This window comes from Shewanella sp. SG41-3 (assembly GCF_014164545.1).
In the GTDB taxonomy this organism is placed as follows: Bacteria; Pseudomonadota; Gammaproteobacteria; order Enterobacterales; family Shewanellaceae; genus Shewanella; species Shewanella vesiculosa.
The window spans coordinates 68,109-85,297 of the sequence record NZ_JACJFJ010000009.1; the positions used below are offsets into that span (position 1 = coordinate 68,109).

A 17,189-nucleotide genomic window follows, 5' to 3' on the forward strand; every position below is an offset into this window, starting at 1 on the left:
CAAGAGACCCGCTAAGAATAGAAAAGATTTCAGCTGAGGCTATGATACTCATTAGATGCTTGTTTATTTGTCTAAATGAAGCTCAGTTAAATCATCCACTAACTCTGTTAGTTTTTTATCGAAATGCTTACGTTGTTTTGGACTAAAAGTGCGATTTAAAGTAATCAACATTGAACCGAATTTTCGGGTATTTTCAGTTACATTATCTCGATAGACTTGAGATTTTAGCTCGTCAGGTGAAACCATCAACAACGTCATTTGTTGAGTAAAATATTCTGTTTGCTGGCGGCGTTTCAGTGCTTGTTCAAATTGGCTCAACCACTCATGGCGATACTCTAACCACATATCTAATGTTGCTAAACGTTCAGTATTGGCTTGGTGAATAATACCTTTTTGCTCATCTGACACATTCCCTGTCCATTCAGATAATTGCTTCGCGATTCTTTTGTCTGAGTCGGTTATCAATTCGGCTTGATCTTTACCTGCATATTCTTCAATTAACTCTCGCTGTTCTTTTTTCAGCTGCACTAAAATCTGCTCCACTTGTTCATCGCTTAGACTCGCAATAAGAGGTAACAGATCTGGCATAACAAAATCGAAAATACGATACCAATGAGCTTTTGCCATTGAGACTTGTTCAAGCCATAACTCTGGCGTCATGGTCTGCTGATTGGTTAAGCTTGATAATAATGACAGTTGATCACGATAACGTGGCAACTCTTGCTGGCGATGCCAGACGAGAAAAGACTCAACAATGAGATCAAATTTGTCTTGTTGCTCTGAGGTTAAGTCTACGTATTCTTCAACTTCCCACTCAATCGCCCAATCCAAAAAGAAGTAACTTACTTTAGTTGAGCAGCCAACAAAAAATAAACTGCTTAACAGCAGGATAATTAATTTTTTAGACACAAATGATTCCCTTTGCAAAACTTATCTTATTTGTACGTTATCAGGGCATATTAGCAAGTCATTAATGTAAAATATTTTGTAAAGTAATGTATGTATTGTGTGGATTTTTGTGGTTCTTTGGCGGCCATTAATAATGCCCACATCGCTGAAAATAGCCAAAAACAATTGATGGCTGCTGGTAATGCCGCTTTAGCTGCAGCAACATCTGTAAGATTAGAGGTTTGGCAATACTGCAAGATAACGCTATCAACTAATTGATTTACTTGCCTTGATGATAACTCATGTGTGGCTATCACACTGGCTAAATCAAATAACGGATGACTGGCCACCGCGTATTCATAATCAATGCATAATAAGCGCTGCGATTGATGACCGCTGAGCAGTAAATTATGCGGGGTTAAATCTCGATGACAAAAAGCAGGCAGCAACACACAAGCCTCCAGCTGCGATAACCACTGTCGAACAAGGCCATTTAAGCGCAGTAATTGCTGCCAAGCGTGTTGCCACTGCAAATTGGTTTGCGATGCACTTAATGAGTCTAATTGATGTGCGTATTGTTGCCACTGAGTGCTCACAGTCATACTTTTATTCGGTATGGGTAATCCACTGAGCGTTCGAAATAATTCGCTTAATAAAGGCACCGCATCCACTGCTGTAATCTGCGTTTTTGTTGCTTGTCGAATCGATGCCTGACCACGCATTGTAAACAAGATCGACCAATCCATGTTTTGCTGATCAATAAACTCACTTAAATATATTTGATTATTATCACTGACCCAAATCAGGGCCGGTGCAATGTTAGCTGCCATCGCGACTTGCCAACAGGCCACTTCAAGCTTTCTATCACACCAATTACTGTAAGCTTGATTGACTCTTAATACCTTATCGCCATCGTTACAACAGAGCTTAATATTAATATTGCTCATGCCTGTATTAAAAACCATTACCGCCGTACATTGTGCAGCAAGTTGCTGAAACAATGGGACTGGCATCGTTTGCTCAATCATATCAAGTATCTCATTAGGCAGAGATAACAAGGCTTGTGGCATCTGATATTTACTCTATTAAAAAGGGAAAGTGGTTGGCTATGCGCCAACCACTTCTTGGATGGTATTCTGTTGCTGTATTATATTGTGACGATATTTCTTGCGCCACATGATGTAGCCACCCAAGGCCATCGCGACATATAAAACAAACAGCCCAGAGGTCAACATCAAGCCTTTTTGGAAGTACAAATAGATAGACACAAAATCAATGACGACCCAATAAAGCCAGTTCTCCAACACTTTTTTGGCGACTAAGTAGGTTGTTACTACCGCAAAACACGTGGTTGCCGCGTCAACATAGGGAAATGCTGCCGAGGTATAATTGGCCATAACATACCCCACCAGCATAGAAACCAATGATGTTACGCTAATCACAACGGCATGAGCACTCCAAGACCAACTGGTTATATTCAGCTGGTGAGTATCTATGGTGTGATGAGTATTATTATGTGAATCAATATTGTGGGAATTTCTATGCTGCAAGTCTGGTACATGTAACCACAACCAATAACCGTATACCGCCATCCCCATGTAATAGATATTGAGTACCGATTCCATCAACAAGGAAACATTCCAAAATAATACCGTGTAAATCGCAGTGCTAACGAATGCGGCAGACCAGCACCAAATATTGGTCTTCATCGCCAGAATTAAGTAAGCCAAGGCTAACATAACCGCAATCGCCTCCCAAAACGTCATTAATGACGCCTCACTCAAGGCTTGTTGCAGCGTCAACAATAAATCATTCATGAATGTTATTCGCTATGTGCAAGGTCAAGTTCACCACCGATAAATTTACACACGAACACAGCCTTGCCCCATTTCTGATGAGCCGCTTGCATTTCAATGGCTAGCATCGACATCACATCCGCATACTCGCCACACACCTGTGTTGCCATCGCATTAGTGACTCGTTCAATATTGCTATAACTATCTAGTCTGCCGATAAACCACTTAATCGGATCAAGATAATTTTCATTCAACGGATACATGCTGATTTCTGCTGTTAATTTCATGTTAATTCCTTAATTAACACCGCTGTAAATTAAGTTACAGCGGCCTTGTTTAATTACATAAATTGGACTTCTAAGGTCACACCTAACTGGCGAGGGTCACCGTAACGAATATATTGTTTATCTGCCCAGCCTTGATCTGGCTCGTTGCCAAAGTAAAAACCACGCACGCCATACTGCTCATCAAACACATTACGGCCCCATAAATAAGCCGACCAAATTGGCGTTTCATAACCTACACGGGCATTATAAATGGTATAAGCATCTGACTTGGACTCGTTGCTGTCTGAGTAATAAAACTGACTTTTACCACTGGCATTCACGTTGGCAAACCAACCAGAGTCAGCAACATAGGTCATACCGGCACTGTAGGTAACGTTAGGTGAATGAGCCAGTTCACGGCCAGACAAATCGACAGTTGAGCCATATTTATCGCTGTATTGATATTGGCCATATTCGGTTTCTAACCAACCAAAGCTGCCATAAAACTCAATATTCTCGGTTAAATACCATTTAGCATCGAGTTCTGCACCATAGTTATTCGAGCTACCTGCATTTTCAGTAAATAGAATAAACCGTTGGGGGCTATCAGGATCTTGTAACGACGCGGCGACTTGTTGATCTTGGCGATCCATATAAAATAGCGCAAATGTAGAATCGACTTCACCGTCAAACCAGCTCGATTTCAAGCCCAATTCATAGTTATATAGGATCTCAGTATCGAACTCTTTTTTGTCTGATAATTGAGCTGGTAATGTCATATTAAAACCACCCGCTTTATAACCGCGGGCAATACGTACATAGGCATTGTGGTCAGCATTAATGGCTTTTGATAACGCAATATGCCCGCCCCACATATCTTCTGATGGGGCGAAATTATCTTCATTACTGTCACTATAATCACTGTCACGACGTTCAAGTCGTAGTCCTGTAGACAATAAATATTCATCACCTAAATGGCTGTCTATTTGAGCAAATACCGCATAATTGGTCGCATCGTAACTGGACTGCAGCACTTCATCTGGATAAGTGTTGTACTCTGAATACAAGTCATTATCTTCTTGTAAATTCATCGCATACACGCCAACTAACCAGTCGGTGCTGCCGGCGAAAATACGCCCAGCGGTTTTTGACGATAGACGAAATTCTTGGGTAAAGGTTTTACGGTCGCCCTTTTTATCCCAGGTATAATCGTAAACACAAGGTTCGCTGCCATTAACGGCACCAGAGTCATCATAAGCTGCACATTGTTTGCTTGCCCAATATTCTGGATTAGCCCAATCGCCATCATAACCATTATGGTGGTCGGTTTGCGCAAATGAGGTTAACGACGTGAAATCAAATGTTGGTATACCTGAATAAATAAATTTAATCCCAGCACCGGAGGTTTTTTGCGTATCGACGCCAGGTTGGTCAGTTAGGGTGTTGCTGGGATTATTGTCTAATGTCCACACATCGTAGCCATTATCAAAGTTTGCATGTAACAAGGTTAAATCAACTTGCAAATCGTCAGTCGCATACCAACGTAACTTCGCTCTGGCAGTCAACTCGTCACGCTCATTGGTATCGTCGCGATTAAGATAAAGGTTGTCACGATAACCATTTTGGTTATGTTGCTCTAACGATACCCGGTAGAGTAGTTTGCCTGAGTCATTGAGCGGGCCGGAGCTGAATCCTGACAGAGTGCGCAGGTTATCGTCACCTAAGCTGACTTTTGCGCCATGCTCAAACGACTCTGTAGGATCGTTACTTTTTAGGTAAATTAATCCGGCTAATGCGTTGGCACCATACTGAGTCCCCTGCGGACCACGTAACACTTCAACCTGTTGCATGTCGTACATACTCGATACCATGCCAAGGCCTGATAAATCGATGTCGTCGACCACAAAACCAACTGATGAGTTAGGTGCACCTTGATATTGCTCTTGCTCACCGACACCGCGAATTTGGAAGTATTTAGGTCGAGAGCTACCACCAGACCAATTAAAGTTAGCAATCGAATTGAGCACATCTTCAAAATGCTGTGCGCCTTCATCTTCTAATTGTTGCGCATCAATAACGGTGACACTGGAGGGCATTTTCTCAAGGCTGATATTACTAAAATCAGCATTAACGACAATGACTTCCATTTTTTCATATTCAGGTGTTACGCGTTCAACATCAGCGGTTTTAGCCATAGCAATAGGTGAGCTTATGGCTGTAATCACCGCTAAGGCAATGGGGGTGTGGTGTAATCTAATAGAATTTTTCGTGAACATAGGACCTCAAATAGTAATTTTGAGATCCGGCAAGAGTAGCGAATAAGAGGTGCACCGAGTTATAGTGTGGCCCATTCCTACGCCGGTATAAGCCGGATCAGGTTCTAAGGGTTCGTCATACAGACATCTCAGTTCAGGTTTTACTGAACACCCCTTGGCGGTCTCGATTATAAACTAACTTCAATATGAATACACGAGCAGTGACACAATTTGATAACTCAACAATGCAATTAATTAACCCTCACACTCAATCACATCGATTATTGTCATAAATAAGCTTAAAGCTAATGATAATGGAGTCTAATTGGAGAATGCTTGCCTCACATAGACCTCAAATCGGGTGACTTGCGAATTGGGCGCAACCGCACCGACTTGTAACTGCTGCTTGCCATGTAACTTAAGTGATTTCCAGCTGCTTGCTTCATCTTCAACGGTAAATCCACTCGCATCGAACCAAGTGAATTTGTATTGAATACGCAAATCAGTACTCGATTGGCTTTGAATCAATGCTGACGCTTTGATTAAGTCCGCGACCATAAGTGATGAAACATCGGTCACGTTAACGTCACGAGCAAATGAGGTATTATCAACCCTAAGTTGGCCACTAGAATTAGCAGAGATACCCGCAGTATTATGCGCACAAGCCGAAAGTAACAGCGCAGAAGCGATAAGACATAGTAATGATGTTTTCATACAATATTCCCTTAATAAATAGATGCAATTGAACTTGTCTCTAACACAGCAGCACATCATGACTAATCCAGTAGAAAATGTGCTCGTGCTGTCGCAATCAGCTGCTTGCGGTTGGTTTGCCAACAGTTCATGCTGACGTTTGCTACTCTACGACCTTGGCGAGTAATTTTGCATTCAGCAAAGGTGTCTTGATGCAAACCTGCGCGTAAATAATCAATTGAAAAATCGACAATTTTAGGCACTTTCTTAGCTTGCATAAACACCATTAACTGCACAATAGCTGACATTTCCATAAACCCAGCAAGCACACCACCGTGAATAGCAGGTAATATTGGATTACCAATATTGTCATCTTTAGCGGGTAATTTAAATACCATTTCATCGCCAAAACGCGCCACAGACATACCTATAAATTGTGAGTAAGGTACTTTTTCAAGAAGGTAACTATAGTCATTTAACTCTATGGCCCGTTTGACCACATCTTGAACATCTAAACCCGTTTGCGTACTGATATTGCTTGGCTCACTCATGATTTCGTCTCCGGCAAATTACCCATTAATGCTTGCCGAAACGATTCACCAACCATTTCTGGGCTAATGCGCATAAACGATCCCACAGCGTGAGCAATAGGTTCATCAATACTGTCTTGATAAGCTATCGCGCGGGTAAAAGCCACGCTTGGCGATAATCGATAGCATTCTGCAAACCCATAAACCGATTTATGCGGCTCAGCAGGTTTCATGTAATCGACCCGTAAATCCAGTGTCGGTGACAATTCTAACGATTGATATTTTTTTAAAATTGCACATACCACTGCCGTGCCACAGGCGGTGTCTATTAGGGTGGTAATCACCCCGCCATGGATCACCCCAGTGTCAGGATAACCAATAATGTCTTGGCTGTAAGGTAGCTCAATAAGCACGTGATGCTCACTGGCCTCTTGGACAGTAAGCCCTAAACGGCGGCATTGAGCTAACTGATTAACAAATCGACTGGCCACTTCCGTTAACGGAAAAAAATCGCTATTGATTTTCATTAGTCACGACTCAGCATTGGGCCTAACGGCTTACCGCCCAAAAGATGTATGTGGATATGATAAACCTCTTGGCCAGCGTGTTTATTACAATTCATAATTAATCGATAACCGTCTTGTGCAATACCGGCTTCATCAGCAAGTTTAGCCGCGACCGTCATCATCCGGCCTAATGCTTGTTCATCAGAGGCCTTAACGTCATTAGTCGTGGCGATTAGATGGTTAGGAATAATCAAAATATGGGTAGGAGCTTGCGGTGCAATATCCCTAAATGCAGTAACTAAATCATCTTGATATAAAATATCCGCTGGAATTTCACGACGAATAATTTTGCTAAATATGGTTTCTTCAGCCATTTTGGGGCCCTCATTAAATAACTGCATTGTTGCTTTTGATAATACTATCAATTCTTTGAACTATCACTCCAGTAAAACCGCTCATTATGGATAATCTTTTGCTCAAAATGGGATTCGTTTGCTTAACGTCGGCATTTTTGGCAGCATTGTCGATTATAGCTCAATCGTTTTGATTGTGACTCGCCTACTTATTCGGAATTCTTTATGCATTACCATATCCATGCGATCGATCCAAAAGCACACTTATTTGAAGTCACGTTAACTGTCTCTGAAGCATCTCCATCACAAGTTTTTTGTTTACCCGCTTGGCTACCCGGTAGCTACATGATCCGCGATTTTGCTAAAAACATAATTGACATTGATGCTAAAGAAAATCAACAACCGCTATTCGTTACTCAATTAGACAAACAAACCTGGCAGTTAAATAATCAGGGTAGCCATATTACCTTATGCTACCAAATTTATGCTTGGGACTTGTCTGTCCGCACTGCACATTTGGACACTAATCATGGCTTCTTCAATGGCAGTAGTGTGTTTCTAGCCGCCAAAGGGCTGGAATCTCAATCTCATAGAGTCACAATTGCAACACCAGCACTAGCTGAATTATCCCATTGGACCTTGGCCACCAGCATGACTCGAACCACTGGCGAGCAATTCGGCTTTGGTGATTTTAGCGCGGAAAACTATGACGACTTAATCGATCATCCGGTTGAAATGGGCGAGCTAACCATAGAGACATTTTATGCAGCCGGCGTGCCTCACGATATCGTATTAAGTGGTAAGCATAAAGCCAACATGGCTCGCTTAGCCAAAGATCTTAAAGCCATATGCGAATACCAAATCAATTTATTTGGCACGCCAGCTCCTTTTGAACGCTATGTATTTATGACCACAGTGTTAGACAATGGTTTTGGTGGCTTAGAGCATAAAGCATCAACTGCACTAATGTGTTCACGTAATGATTTACCTCAGTCATTAGAAGCACCAGTCGATAAAGGTTACCGCACTTATTTGTCACTGTGCAGCCATGAATACTTTCACTCATGGAATGTGAAACGAATTAAACCGGCTGAATTTAGCCCATTTGATTTATCGCAAGAGTCTTACACAGAGCAACTATGGGCATATGAGGGGATTACTTCGTACTATGATGATTTAATTACCTTTAAATCTCAGTGTATTGATCAAGCCGCTTACCTTACCTTGCTTAGCCAAATTATGACCCGAGTATATAGAGGTCAAGGTCGTTTTAAGCAAACCCTAAAACAGTCAAGTTTTAATGCTTGGACCAAGTTTTATAAGCAAGATGAAAATGCCGCTAATGCCATTGTCAGCTATTACACCAAAGGGGCACTGTTTGGGTTATTTTTAGATTTAACTCTTCGCATTGAAACCCAGGGGCAAAAAAGTTTAGACGATGTTATGCGTCAGCTTTGGCAACAATACGGCTTAACCGGTGTCGGTACCGATCCGCTTAGCCATCAACGGATTGTTGAAACCATCCTAAAACGTCCATGTGATGATGTATTTGCTTACCTCAATAGCTGTGATGATATACCGCTTGAAGCCTTACTGGCTCAGGTTGGGGTGTCTATGAAGCTTCGAGCAAGCGAAGGTAACACAGATTTAGGTGGCGGTGATGCTAAAGGCTTTAACATTGGCTTTGGTGCTAGAACAAAAGCGGAATCATTGGGCTTAAAAGTGTTGAGCGTCATCCAACACAGTCCGGCCCATCAAGCGGGTCTTAGTGCGGGTGATTTATTAATTGCAGCAGATAATTTACAAGTTACAGCACAATTTGAACAGCAATTGCAAAGCTTGACGGTTGGTGAGCAAATCAGCCTACACTGGTTTAGACGTGATGAACTGATGCAAGGAACCTTGCCAATTAGTGAAGCCGCTTTAGATACTATTTCCCTTAGCATCAAAGATGCATCTAAAACATCATTGTGGCTTGGTTAATCACTCAAAAATAAAAAGAGGTATCTCTGAATACCTCTTTTTATCTTGTGTTTTTTCGCCATATGATTAACCGACAAGCAAGTGCTTATAACCTTACTTCATGCATGTGAGTTTGCGCCCAAGCAATTGCTTGGCCACGACTAGACACACCGATTTTTCTAAAGGCGCGATATAAATGCGTTTTGATGGTTGATTCACTTACAAATAATTGGTTAGCTATGTCTAAATTGGTACTGCCAGTTAGCAAGGTTTGTAGCACTTCACGTTCGCGGATTGTTAACTGCTCATTATCATCATGATTATCATCGTCCACCATAGAACGTAATAAATCCTGCGGTATGACTCTTCGACCTTTCATTATGTCATTTAAACCAATGCTAATTTCTGCAAGGCTGCTATCAGTATAAAACACCCCTATCGTTAAAGGATGAATAAGGAATCGGGTATCAAGCTGCTTAGGGAAATTGATAAACACAGTATGAATAGAGCAATATTCACGTTCAATCAGGCGTTGTAATTGATAGGCTTGTTGTAAATCGATGGTTGATAGGTCAAAAAAAACTATCACAATCGGTTCAACTGCTAACATTTTAGCCATATTGCTAGGCTGGGTTTTAGTTAATTTAACCAAAAACTCTTGTGGCCATCGGCAATCGAGCAAATCGACTAATAACTCAGACCTCGATACTATCATCCAATTTACGACTTTAAACATTTGATACACTCCATGTGATTAAATCAACAGCCTTCAATGCTAAACCTATATTCAAACAAGGTAATACTAACAACCATGGCCTCGTCTGCATATCAGTCAAAAGAATAATGAAAACAATCAAAAATAGACCTTAATACTAGTGCTTAGTACTGATTGGCGATTGATTATTGACGTTATCTCATTCTAGTTAACTTGATTGAAGAATGCCTAACTTTAAGCTAATAAAATAAAAATGACGTGACGCTTTTGAGCCATTATCTCCACTAGCCCAGTCTAATTGACACGGCTAAGTCATATAAAAACGTTATTGAGATTACTTACCTAGATGGTTAATGAGCAGAAAAGGTCTATGCCAGGACCACTTTTGATAAGCGTAATTTGATTGGATACTCTTTATTCAGCGACAAGAAGATATTTCTAGCAACAATAACACGGTAACATTCGTCTAATAGAAACAAAAATACCGACAAAATGTCGGTATTTTTTGCCATCAAAGATAGCTTATTTTGCTGTACGACCATCATCATGGCATGTATCACATGTTGGTTTATCACCTACTTTGGCTTCATGTGGTGCATGACAATCTGCGCACATTAAGACACCATCATGTGGCTTATGATTTTCGTCCATTTCGGCTAGTGTGCCATGACAACTTTGACATTGTTCAAATTCATAAGCACCATCAGCAGACGGTTCTTCATTAGCATGACAGTTTTCACAACCACCCATCTCAACGTGAAACTCTGCGAGCGTCTGATCAGCAGCAAATGATGCAGAAGACATCATCATTACCGCAAAACCAGCCGCAAACAATGCGCTTAGTAGTTTATTGTTCACTATTCATTCCTCCAATTTAGCGTATGCCCACATTCTTTTTATCTGACGCGGGTCATCACACTGCAGCACAACACTTTACTTATGGCTTACTCAACAACCTAGTTTATAAATGATTTACCAACGATTTATTAAACAACTTATAAAGTAGTCTAAAATTGATGGGCAATATAAACTTAGTTAATCAATCCACTTTAAGCAAAATTAATTTAGATGGAATGATAATAGCAGCGTTAATACTTTGAATATGTGCGCTACATCATGTAACTCGATGGTTTTTATTCAATAAATTTACTAGCATTAAAAAGACGGACGCAGATAAATGACGATTTACTTATTTATCGTCAATAAAAAAGCCCCGATAAAAATCGGAGCTTTTTACTGTAATAGCACTTTATTACAACAAATTATGAATACTAATCACGCGATTTTTCTAGACGAGCAAGTAAACTAGAGGTATCCCAGCGGTTACCTTTCATGGCCTGAACCTCTGAGTAAAACTGATCAACTAACGCTGCTACGGGTAAATGGCTGCCATTGCGACGAGCTTCATCGAGGGCAATGCCTAAATCTTTACGCATCCAATCAATAGCAAAACCAAAATCGTATTTACCTTGCCACATGGTTTGATAGCGGTTTTCCATCTGCCAACTTTGCGCTGCACCTTTGCTGATGACCTCAATCACTTTCAAGCCATCTAAACCGGCACTTTTAGCAAAATGAAGTCCTTCCGCTAAACCTTGCACCACACCAGCAATACAGATTTGGTTAACCATTTTGGTTAATTGTCCCGCACCGACAGGCCCCAATAGCTCAGCGCAACGACTATACGCTTCAATAACAGGCTTAACTGTATCAAAATGCGCTTGCTCGCCACCCATCATTACCGTTAATACACCATTCTCGGCACCCGCTTGGCCACCAGAAACAGGCGCATCTAAAAAAGCGATACTTAGCGGCTCAATATGTGCAGCAATTTCACGGGCAACATCGGCAGAAGCCGTAGTATGGTCAACTAAAATGGCCCCCGCATGCATGCCATGAACGACACCGTGTTCACCTAAGACGACCTGGCGTAAGTCATCATCATTACCCACACAGGTAAAAACAATATCTTGACCTTTAGCTGCATCTTTTGGCGTATCTGCAGCCTTACCACCATGCTGTTCAACCCATTGTTGAGCTTTACTGGCAGTGCGGTTGTACACAGTAACATCATGCCCTTGCTTAACTAAATGTCCCGCCATAGGGTATCCCATAACGCCTAAACCAATAAATGCTACTTTGGCCATATCATCCTCTTTATTTAAACAACTGAAGGTTTAACGTGGGCTTCCATTTCAGCCCCGATACGTTTACGCATATCCATTAATCGCATAGCACTATCACGCAAACGAATATCATCAGCGGTAGTGGGGATCCATTCTGGAACTGAGATAGGATTACCGTCATCATCTACAGCAACCATAATGACAATACAATGGGTGGTTAAATGACGTTCTGACTCTTTAGGGTCACCGGCTTTAACGTCAATAGCAATATGCATCGATGTAGTACCGGTATAAATCACTTTACCAGTCACTTCAACAATATTACCTACGTGAATAGGTTTAACAAAGCGAATACCACCAGCGTAAACCGTAATACAGTATTTACCACTCCATCCTGCGGCAGCGGCATAAGCGGCTAAATCGATCCATTTCATAACCGCACCGCCGTGCACCTTTCCACCAAAATTGACATCTGCAGGCTCAGCCAAAAAACGTAGTGTAAGTTGTCTATCTTTACCGGCCATAAAACCTCCTGATGATCGCAAGATGTACCTATAAATAACGATACACTTTGTGTTATTACAAAAAAAGCGCCAGAGGCGCTTTTTTTAGCTTAACGAAACTAATCGATTTTTTTGAATAATAAAGAACCATTGGTGCCGCCGAAACCAAATGAGTTACATAAAGCATAATCAAATTGATGGCGACGAGATGTATGGGCAACAAAATCTAAGTCGCAACCTTCATCTGGATTGTCTAAATTAATCGTTGGTGGAACATGTTGATCGCGCAGCGCAAGCAAAGTAAAAATGGCCTCTACCGCACCCGCGGCACCTAATAAATGTCCGGTCATTGATTTAGTCGAACTCACCAGCACCTCATAAGCATAAGGGCCAAATACCGACTTTACAGCTGCAGCTTCAGCTTTATCACCCGCATTGGTAGATGTGCCATGGGCATTAATATAGCCCACTTGCTCTTTTTCAATTTGCGCATCATTAATGGCATTAACCATTGCCGCCGCAGCACCCGCACCATCACTAGGTGGCGATGTCATGTGGAATGCATCACCACTCATACCAAACCCAACTAACTCGCCGTAAATTTTAGCTCCGCGGGCTTTAGCTCGTTCATATTCTTCCATCACAATGACACCGGCACCATCACCAATAACAAAGCCATCACGGTCTTTGTCCCAGGGACGACTGGCTGCTTTGGGATCGTCATTGCGAGTAGACAATGCTTTAGCTGCACTAAAACCTGCAACACCTAATGGACTAGTCACATCTTCAGCGCCACCGGCAACCATTACATCGGCATCCCCATAAGCAATAGTACGTGCGGCAAAACCGATATTGTGTACACCCGTAGTACAGGCCGTTGTCACTGCAAAGTTAGGACCTGTCATGCCATACATAATCGACAAATGACCCGCTATCATGTTGATAATGGTACTAGGGACAAAAAATGGTGACACTTTGCGCGGGCCACCATTGAGCAAAGCCGAATGACCTTGTTCAATTAACCACATGCCGCCCATACCAGCACCAATCGCGGTACCGATTCGAGCGGGATTCTCTTGGCTCATATCGAGGCCAGAATCTTGCACCGCTTGAATACCCGCTGCCATACCGTACTGGATAAATAAATCCATTTTACGGGCATCTTTTTTGGTTAAGTATTTTTCAATATCAAAATCTTTGACTGAGCCGCTAAAACGAGTGCTATATTCACTCGCATCAAACTTAGTAATGGGAGCAATACCACTGTGACCAGCCAATAAGGCATTCCAAGAAGATTCGACATCATTACCCACAGGAGTCACAAGACCAAGACCTGTGATGACGACACGACGTTTAGACATGATATTCACCTTTAAATAAAATCTGCCACGATGCCATTATTGCGATAAAGCTAAAGAGATATAAGGAAGGGTGTTCTAGTGCAATTAAATGGAACGAGCGTTTACAAATGCTTTAAACAAAAACAGGCGGCATAAATGCCGCCTGTTTTTGTGAATTCTTGATTACTGATTCTTAGAAACGTAATCGATCGCTGCTTGAACAGTAGTGATCTTTTCAGCTTCTTCGTCAGGGATCTCGGTATCAAACTCTTCTTCTAGAGCCATAACCAATTCAACAGTGTCTAGAGAATCAGCGCCTAAATCGTCTACAAAAGAAGCAGCTGATTTAACGTCTTCTTCTTTAACGCCAAGTTGCTCGATGATGATTTTCTTTACACGTTCTTCGATGTTGCTCATTAGTTTTCTTTCCTATTCAAATTACGCACTTGCGTAAGATTGCGAGTAGTTTATTCGAATTAGATAACAATGCAAGCTTAGATTTTGTGGTCTAACCACAAAAAATGACATTGAATTATCACTAACACTGACTCAAATGAAGGTAGTTACCTACCTATCGCTCTTAAACCATGTACATGCCGCCATTCACATGCAATGTTTCGCCTGTGATGTAAGCGGCTGAATCCGAGGCCAAAAACAATACTGCATTGGCAATTTCTTGTGCTTGCCCTAATCGTTCCATCGGAACTTGCGACATGATAGCTTGTTGCTGCTCTACTGTCAGCTCATCTGTCATATCTGTCTGAATAAATCCAGGTGCAATAGCATTCACTGTTATTTGACGAGATGCAACCTCTCTTGCAAGAGATTTTGTAAATCCAATCAAACCCGCTTTAGCCGCCGAGTAATTAACTTGGCCAGCATTACCCATTGTACCCACAACTGATCCAATGCTGATTATACGTCCGAAACGTTTTTTCATCATAGATCGCATTACTGGTTTAGACAATTTAAATAATGATGTCAAATTGGTGTCAATGATATCTTGCCACTCATCATCTTTCATTCGCATCAGTAAATTATCACGAGTAATGCCTGCGTTGTTAATAAGAATATCAACTTCACCGGCTTTTTCTTTGATCTGGCTATATAAATCAGCCACTGACTGGCTATCAGTGACATTTAACACCATCCCGAAGCCTTTGTCACCTAGGTAAGCTTGAATCGCCGCTGCACCTTTTTCACTGGTTGCTGTGCCAATAACCATGGCACCCGCTTGTACTAACGACTCTGCAATTGCGCGGCCAATACCACGGCTAGCACCTGTGACTAATGCAACCTTACCGTCTAAATTAATGCTAAAGCTCATATCAACTCCTTTATTCGACTAATGCTGCGAATGAAGCAACATCATTAACCGCTTGAGCGGATATCGATTTATTAATTCTTTTTGTTAAACCGGTTAATACTTTACCAGGTCCACACTCTACTAATTTTGTAACACCTTGTGTCGCCATACACTCAACAGTTTCGCTCCACCTTACCGGGCAATACAATTGGCGCACTAACGCATCTTTAATTGCTTGAGCGTCGGTTGGCATTGCCACATCAACGTTATTGATTACCTTGATGCTAGGCTCAGAAAACGTCATCTCAATTAAGGCTTTAGCTAATTCATCGGCTGCAGGCTTCATTAATGCACAATGGGACGGAACGCTAACAGGTAGCGCGACTGCCATTTTAGCACCTGCAGCTTTACACGCAGCGGCTGCGCGCTCTACAGCGGCTTTTTCACCCGCTATAACAACTTGCCCTGGACTATTGTAATTCACAGGACTCACTACATCACCTTGCGCAGATTCCGCACATGCAGTGGCAATAGCCTCATCAGCAAGTCCAATAATGGCAAACATAGCTCCAGAACCCGCAGGTACAGCTTGTTGCATTAATTTCCCGCGTAGCTCAACCAATTTAACAGCATCGGTAAATTCAATCACCCCGGCACATACTAAAGCAGAATATTCTCCAAGACTATGGCCTGCAAGTATGGAAGGCATAGGCTTGTTAGACGCTAGATATGCCCGCCAAATAGCCACACTTGCGGTGAGTAATGCAGGCTGAGTTTTATCGGTTTCATTTAAGGTTTCAGCTGGGCCATTGGCAACAAGATCCCATAAATCATAACCTAAAGCATCACTCGCCTCGGCAAAGGTTTGGCCAATAATGGCATGAGTTTGAGCTAATTCAGCTAACATCCCTACGGCCTGAGAACCTTGACCAGGGAATACAAAAGCAACATTTTCCATAAACGGTTACCTGTAAAAAATAATTTAAAAATTAAAAACGAATTAATGCACTGCCCCAAGCGAAACCGCCACCGAAGGCTTCCAGCAATAGTAATTGACCACGCTGAATTCGGCCGTCACGAACGGCTTCATCTAATGCAATTGGTACGGAAGCGGCTGAGGTATTACCATGCCTAGCTAAGGTAAGCACCACTTTATCTAAGCTCATGTTCAATTTTTTTGCTGTGGCATTGATAATGCGAAAGTTAGCTTGATGTGGTACTAACCAGTCAATTTCAGATTTATCGACATTATTAAGGCGCAGGGTTTCGGTGACGACATTCGATAACTGTGTCACGGCCACTTTAAAGACATCGTTGCCTTTCATCGTCATAAAACCGACCGCTGTAGAACTTTCATTGGCGCGAGGCGGGAAAGAACATTTTAATAAGTCCCCTTGGCTACCATCTGCATAAATATGGGTTGCAATAATACCTGGAGTATCACTGACACCAATAATCGCAGCGCCAGCGCCATCACCAAACAAAATCACCGTGGAGCGATCAGAAGGATCACACATCCGCGACAATACATCTGAACCAATGACTAATACTTTTTTAGCAGAACCATTTTTAACAAATTGATCTGCAACGGATAAGGCATAAATAAAACCAGAACATGCGGCTGCAATATCAAAGGCAGGAATATTTTTGACGCCTAATAAGGCTTGAATTTCGCATGCTGCTGCAGGAAATGCGTTTGATGCACTTGTGGTTCCGCAAACAATCATATCAAGATCACTGGCTTCTATCCCAGCCATTTCAAGCGCTTTTAATGCCGCTTGATAACCCATTGTTGAAACCGATTCGTCTGTTGCAGCAATACGCCGCTCAGAGATACCGGTTCGATCAACAATCCATTGGTCACTGGTTTCAACCATTTTTTCAAGATCTTGATTGCTACGAACTTGCACAGGTAGATAGCTACCTGTTCCGAGAATTTTTGTGTGCATA

19 protein-coding genes and 1 riboswitch are annotated in these 17,189 nt (G+C 41.9%); of the genes, 1 reads left to right on the forward strand and 18 read right to left on the reverse strand.

Annotation, left to right across the window (positions count from 1 at the left end; all coding sequences use genetic code 11):
* Positions 1-63: 63 nt before the first annotated feature.
* From H5164_RS16670 to hinT, 9 genes are all read right to left on the reverse strand, one after another.
* Positions 64-909 carry a DUF6279 family lipoprotein gene (locus H5164_RS16670; RefSeq protein WP_182757132.1) on the reverse strand — a complete coding sequence of 282 codons (846 nt, stop codon included), beginning with the start codon at positions 907-909 and terminating at the stop codon, positions 64-66.
* A gap of 50 nt (positions 910-959) precedes the next feature.
* A complete protein-coding gene (locus H5164_RS16675) occupies positions 960-1,916 on the reverse strand; it encodes a phosphotransferase (RefSeq protein ID WP_182757133.1) in 957 nt (318 codons plus the stop codon).
* A 78-nt stretch (positions 1,917-1,994) separates the two neighbouring features.
* Positions 1,995-2,705: a nicotinamide riboside transporter PnuC gene (gene pnuC / locus H5164_RS16680; RefSeq protein WP_124015749.1), complete on the reverse strand. Its 711-nt coding sequence runs from the start codon at positions 2,703-2,705 to the stop codon at positions 1,995-1,997.
* Between the two features lie 5 nt (positions 2,706-2,710).
* Positions 2,711-2,971, reverse strand: coding sequence for a YkoF family thiamine/hydroxymethylpyrimidine-binding protein (locus tag H5164_RS16685; RefSeq protein WP_124015748.1), 261 nt, complete (start codon positions 2,969-2,971; stop codon positions 2,711-2,713).
* Positions 2,972-3,024: 53 nt separating this feature from the next.
* A complete protein-coding gene (locus H5164_RS16690) occupies positions 3,025-5,226 on the reverse strand; it encodes a TonB-dependent receptor (protein WP_182757134.1) in 2,202 nt (733 codons plus the stop codon).
* Between the two features lie 57 nt (positions 5,227-5,283).
* Positions 5,284-5,391: riboswitch (TPP riboswitch) on the reverse strand.
* Between the two features lie 135 nt (positions 5,392-5,526).
* On the reverse strand, positions 5,527-5,919 hold the full coding sequence (locus tag H5164_RS16695) for a YcfL family protein (RefSeq protein ID WP_182757135.1): 393 nt from the start codon (positions 5,917-5,919) through the stop codon (positions 5,527-5,529).
* Between the two features lie 62 nt (positions 5,920-5,981).
* On the reverse strand, positions 5,982-6,449 hold the full coding sequence (locus H5164_RS16700; protein ID WP_124015745.1) for a PaaI family thioesterase: 468 nt from the start codon (positions 6,447-6,449) through the stop codon (positions 5,982-5,984).
* Entirely contained in the window at positions 6,446-6,955 is a 510-nt protein-coding gene (locus tag H5164_RS16705) for a PaaI family thioesterase (protein ID WP_124015744.1), read from the reverse strand. The genes H5164_RS16700 and H5164_RS16705 overlap by 4 nt, the downstream gene beginning before the upstream one ends.
* Entirely contained in the window at positions 6,955-7,308 is a 354-nt protein-coding gene (hinT, locus tag H5164_RS16710) for a purine nucleoside phosphoramidase (protein ID WP_124015743.1), read from the reverse strand. Before hinT ends, H5164_RS16705 begins: the two co-directional genes overlap by 1 nt.
* 204 nt (positions 7,309-7,512) lie before the next feature.
* Between hinT and H5164_RS16715 the strand changes: the two genes are divergently transcribed.
* Entirely contained in the window at positions 7,513-9,270 is a 1,758-nt protein-coding gene (locus H5164_RS16715; RefSeq protein WP_182757136.1) for a M61 family metallopeptidase, read from the forward strand.
* An 85-nt stretch (positions 9,271-9,355) separates the two neighbouring features.
* Here H5164_RS16715 and H5164_RS16720 read toward each other — a convergent pair whose 3' ends face one another.
* The 9 genes from H5164_RS16720 to H5164_RS16760 form a co-directional block, all read right to left on the reverse strand.
* The gene (locus H5164_RS16720) at positions 9,356-9,985 is read right to left on the reverse strand and encodes a LuxR C-terminal-related transcriptional regulator (protein WP_124015741.1); all 630 of its coding nucleotides are present in this window, start codon (positions 9,983-9,985) and stop codon (positions 9,356-9,358) included.
* A gap of 501 nt (positions 9,986-10,486) precedes the next feature.
* Entirely contained in the window at positions 10,487-10,822 is a 336-nt protein-coding gene (locus tag H5164_RS16725) for a tetraheme c-type cytochrome CctA (RefSeq protein ID WP_124015740.1), read from the reverse strand.
* Positions 10,823-11,235: 413 nt separating this feature from the next.
* Complete coding sequence (locus H5164_RS16730; RefSeq protein WP_124015739.1) at positions 11,236-12,111, reverse strand: NAD(P)-dependent oxidoreductase; 876 nt, start codon at positions 12,109-12,111, stop codon at positions 11,236-11,238.
* Positions 12,112-12,125: 14 nt separating this feature from the next.
* Positions 12,126-12,614 (reverse strand): acyl-CoA thioesterase, encoded by a 489-nt coding sequence (locus H5164_RS16735; protein ID WP_124015738.1) that lies wholly within the window; start codon positions 12,612-12,614, stop codon positions 12,126-12,128.
* Between the two features lie 98 nt (positions 12,615-12,712).
* A complete protein-coding gene (gene fabF, locus H5164_RS16740) occupies positions 12,713-13,954 on the reverse strand; it encodes a beta-ketoacyl-ACP synthase II (RefSeq protein ID WP_124015737.1) in 1,242 nt (413 codons plus the stop codon).
* 162 nt (positions 13,955-14,116) lie between these two features.
* Entirely contained in the window at positions 14,117-14,350 is a 234-nt protein-coding gene (acpP, locus tag H5164_RS16745; RefSeq protein ID WP_011496723.1) for an acyl carrier protein, read from the reverse strand.
* A gap of 163 nt (positions 14,351-14,513) precedes the next feature.
* On the reverse strand, positions 14,514-15,260 hold the full coding sequence (gene fabG, locus H5164_RS16750; protein WP_011636971.1) for a 3-oxoacyl-ACP reductase FabG: 747 nt from the start codon (positions 15,258-15,260) through the stop codon (positions 14,514-14,516).
* Positions 15,261-15,270: 10 nt separating this feature from the next.
* Entirely contained in the window at positions 15,271-16,197 is a 927-nt protein-coding gene (fabD, locus tag H5164_RS16755) for an ACP S-malonyltransferase (RefSeq protein WP_124015736.1), read from the reverse strand.
* A gap of 31 nt (positions 16,198-16,228) precedes the next feature.
* Positions 16,229-17,188: a beta-ketoacyl-ACP synthase III gene (locus H5164_RS16760; protein WP_124015735.1), complete on the reverse strand. Its 960-nt coding sequence runs from the start codon at positions 17,186-17,188 to the stop codon at positions 16,229-16,231.
* Between the last annotated feature and the right edge of the window lies 1 nt (position 17,189).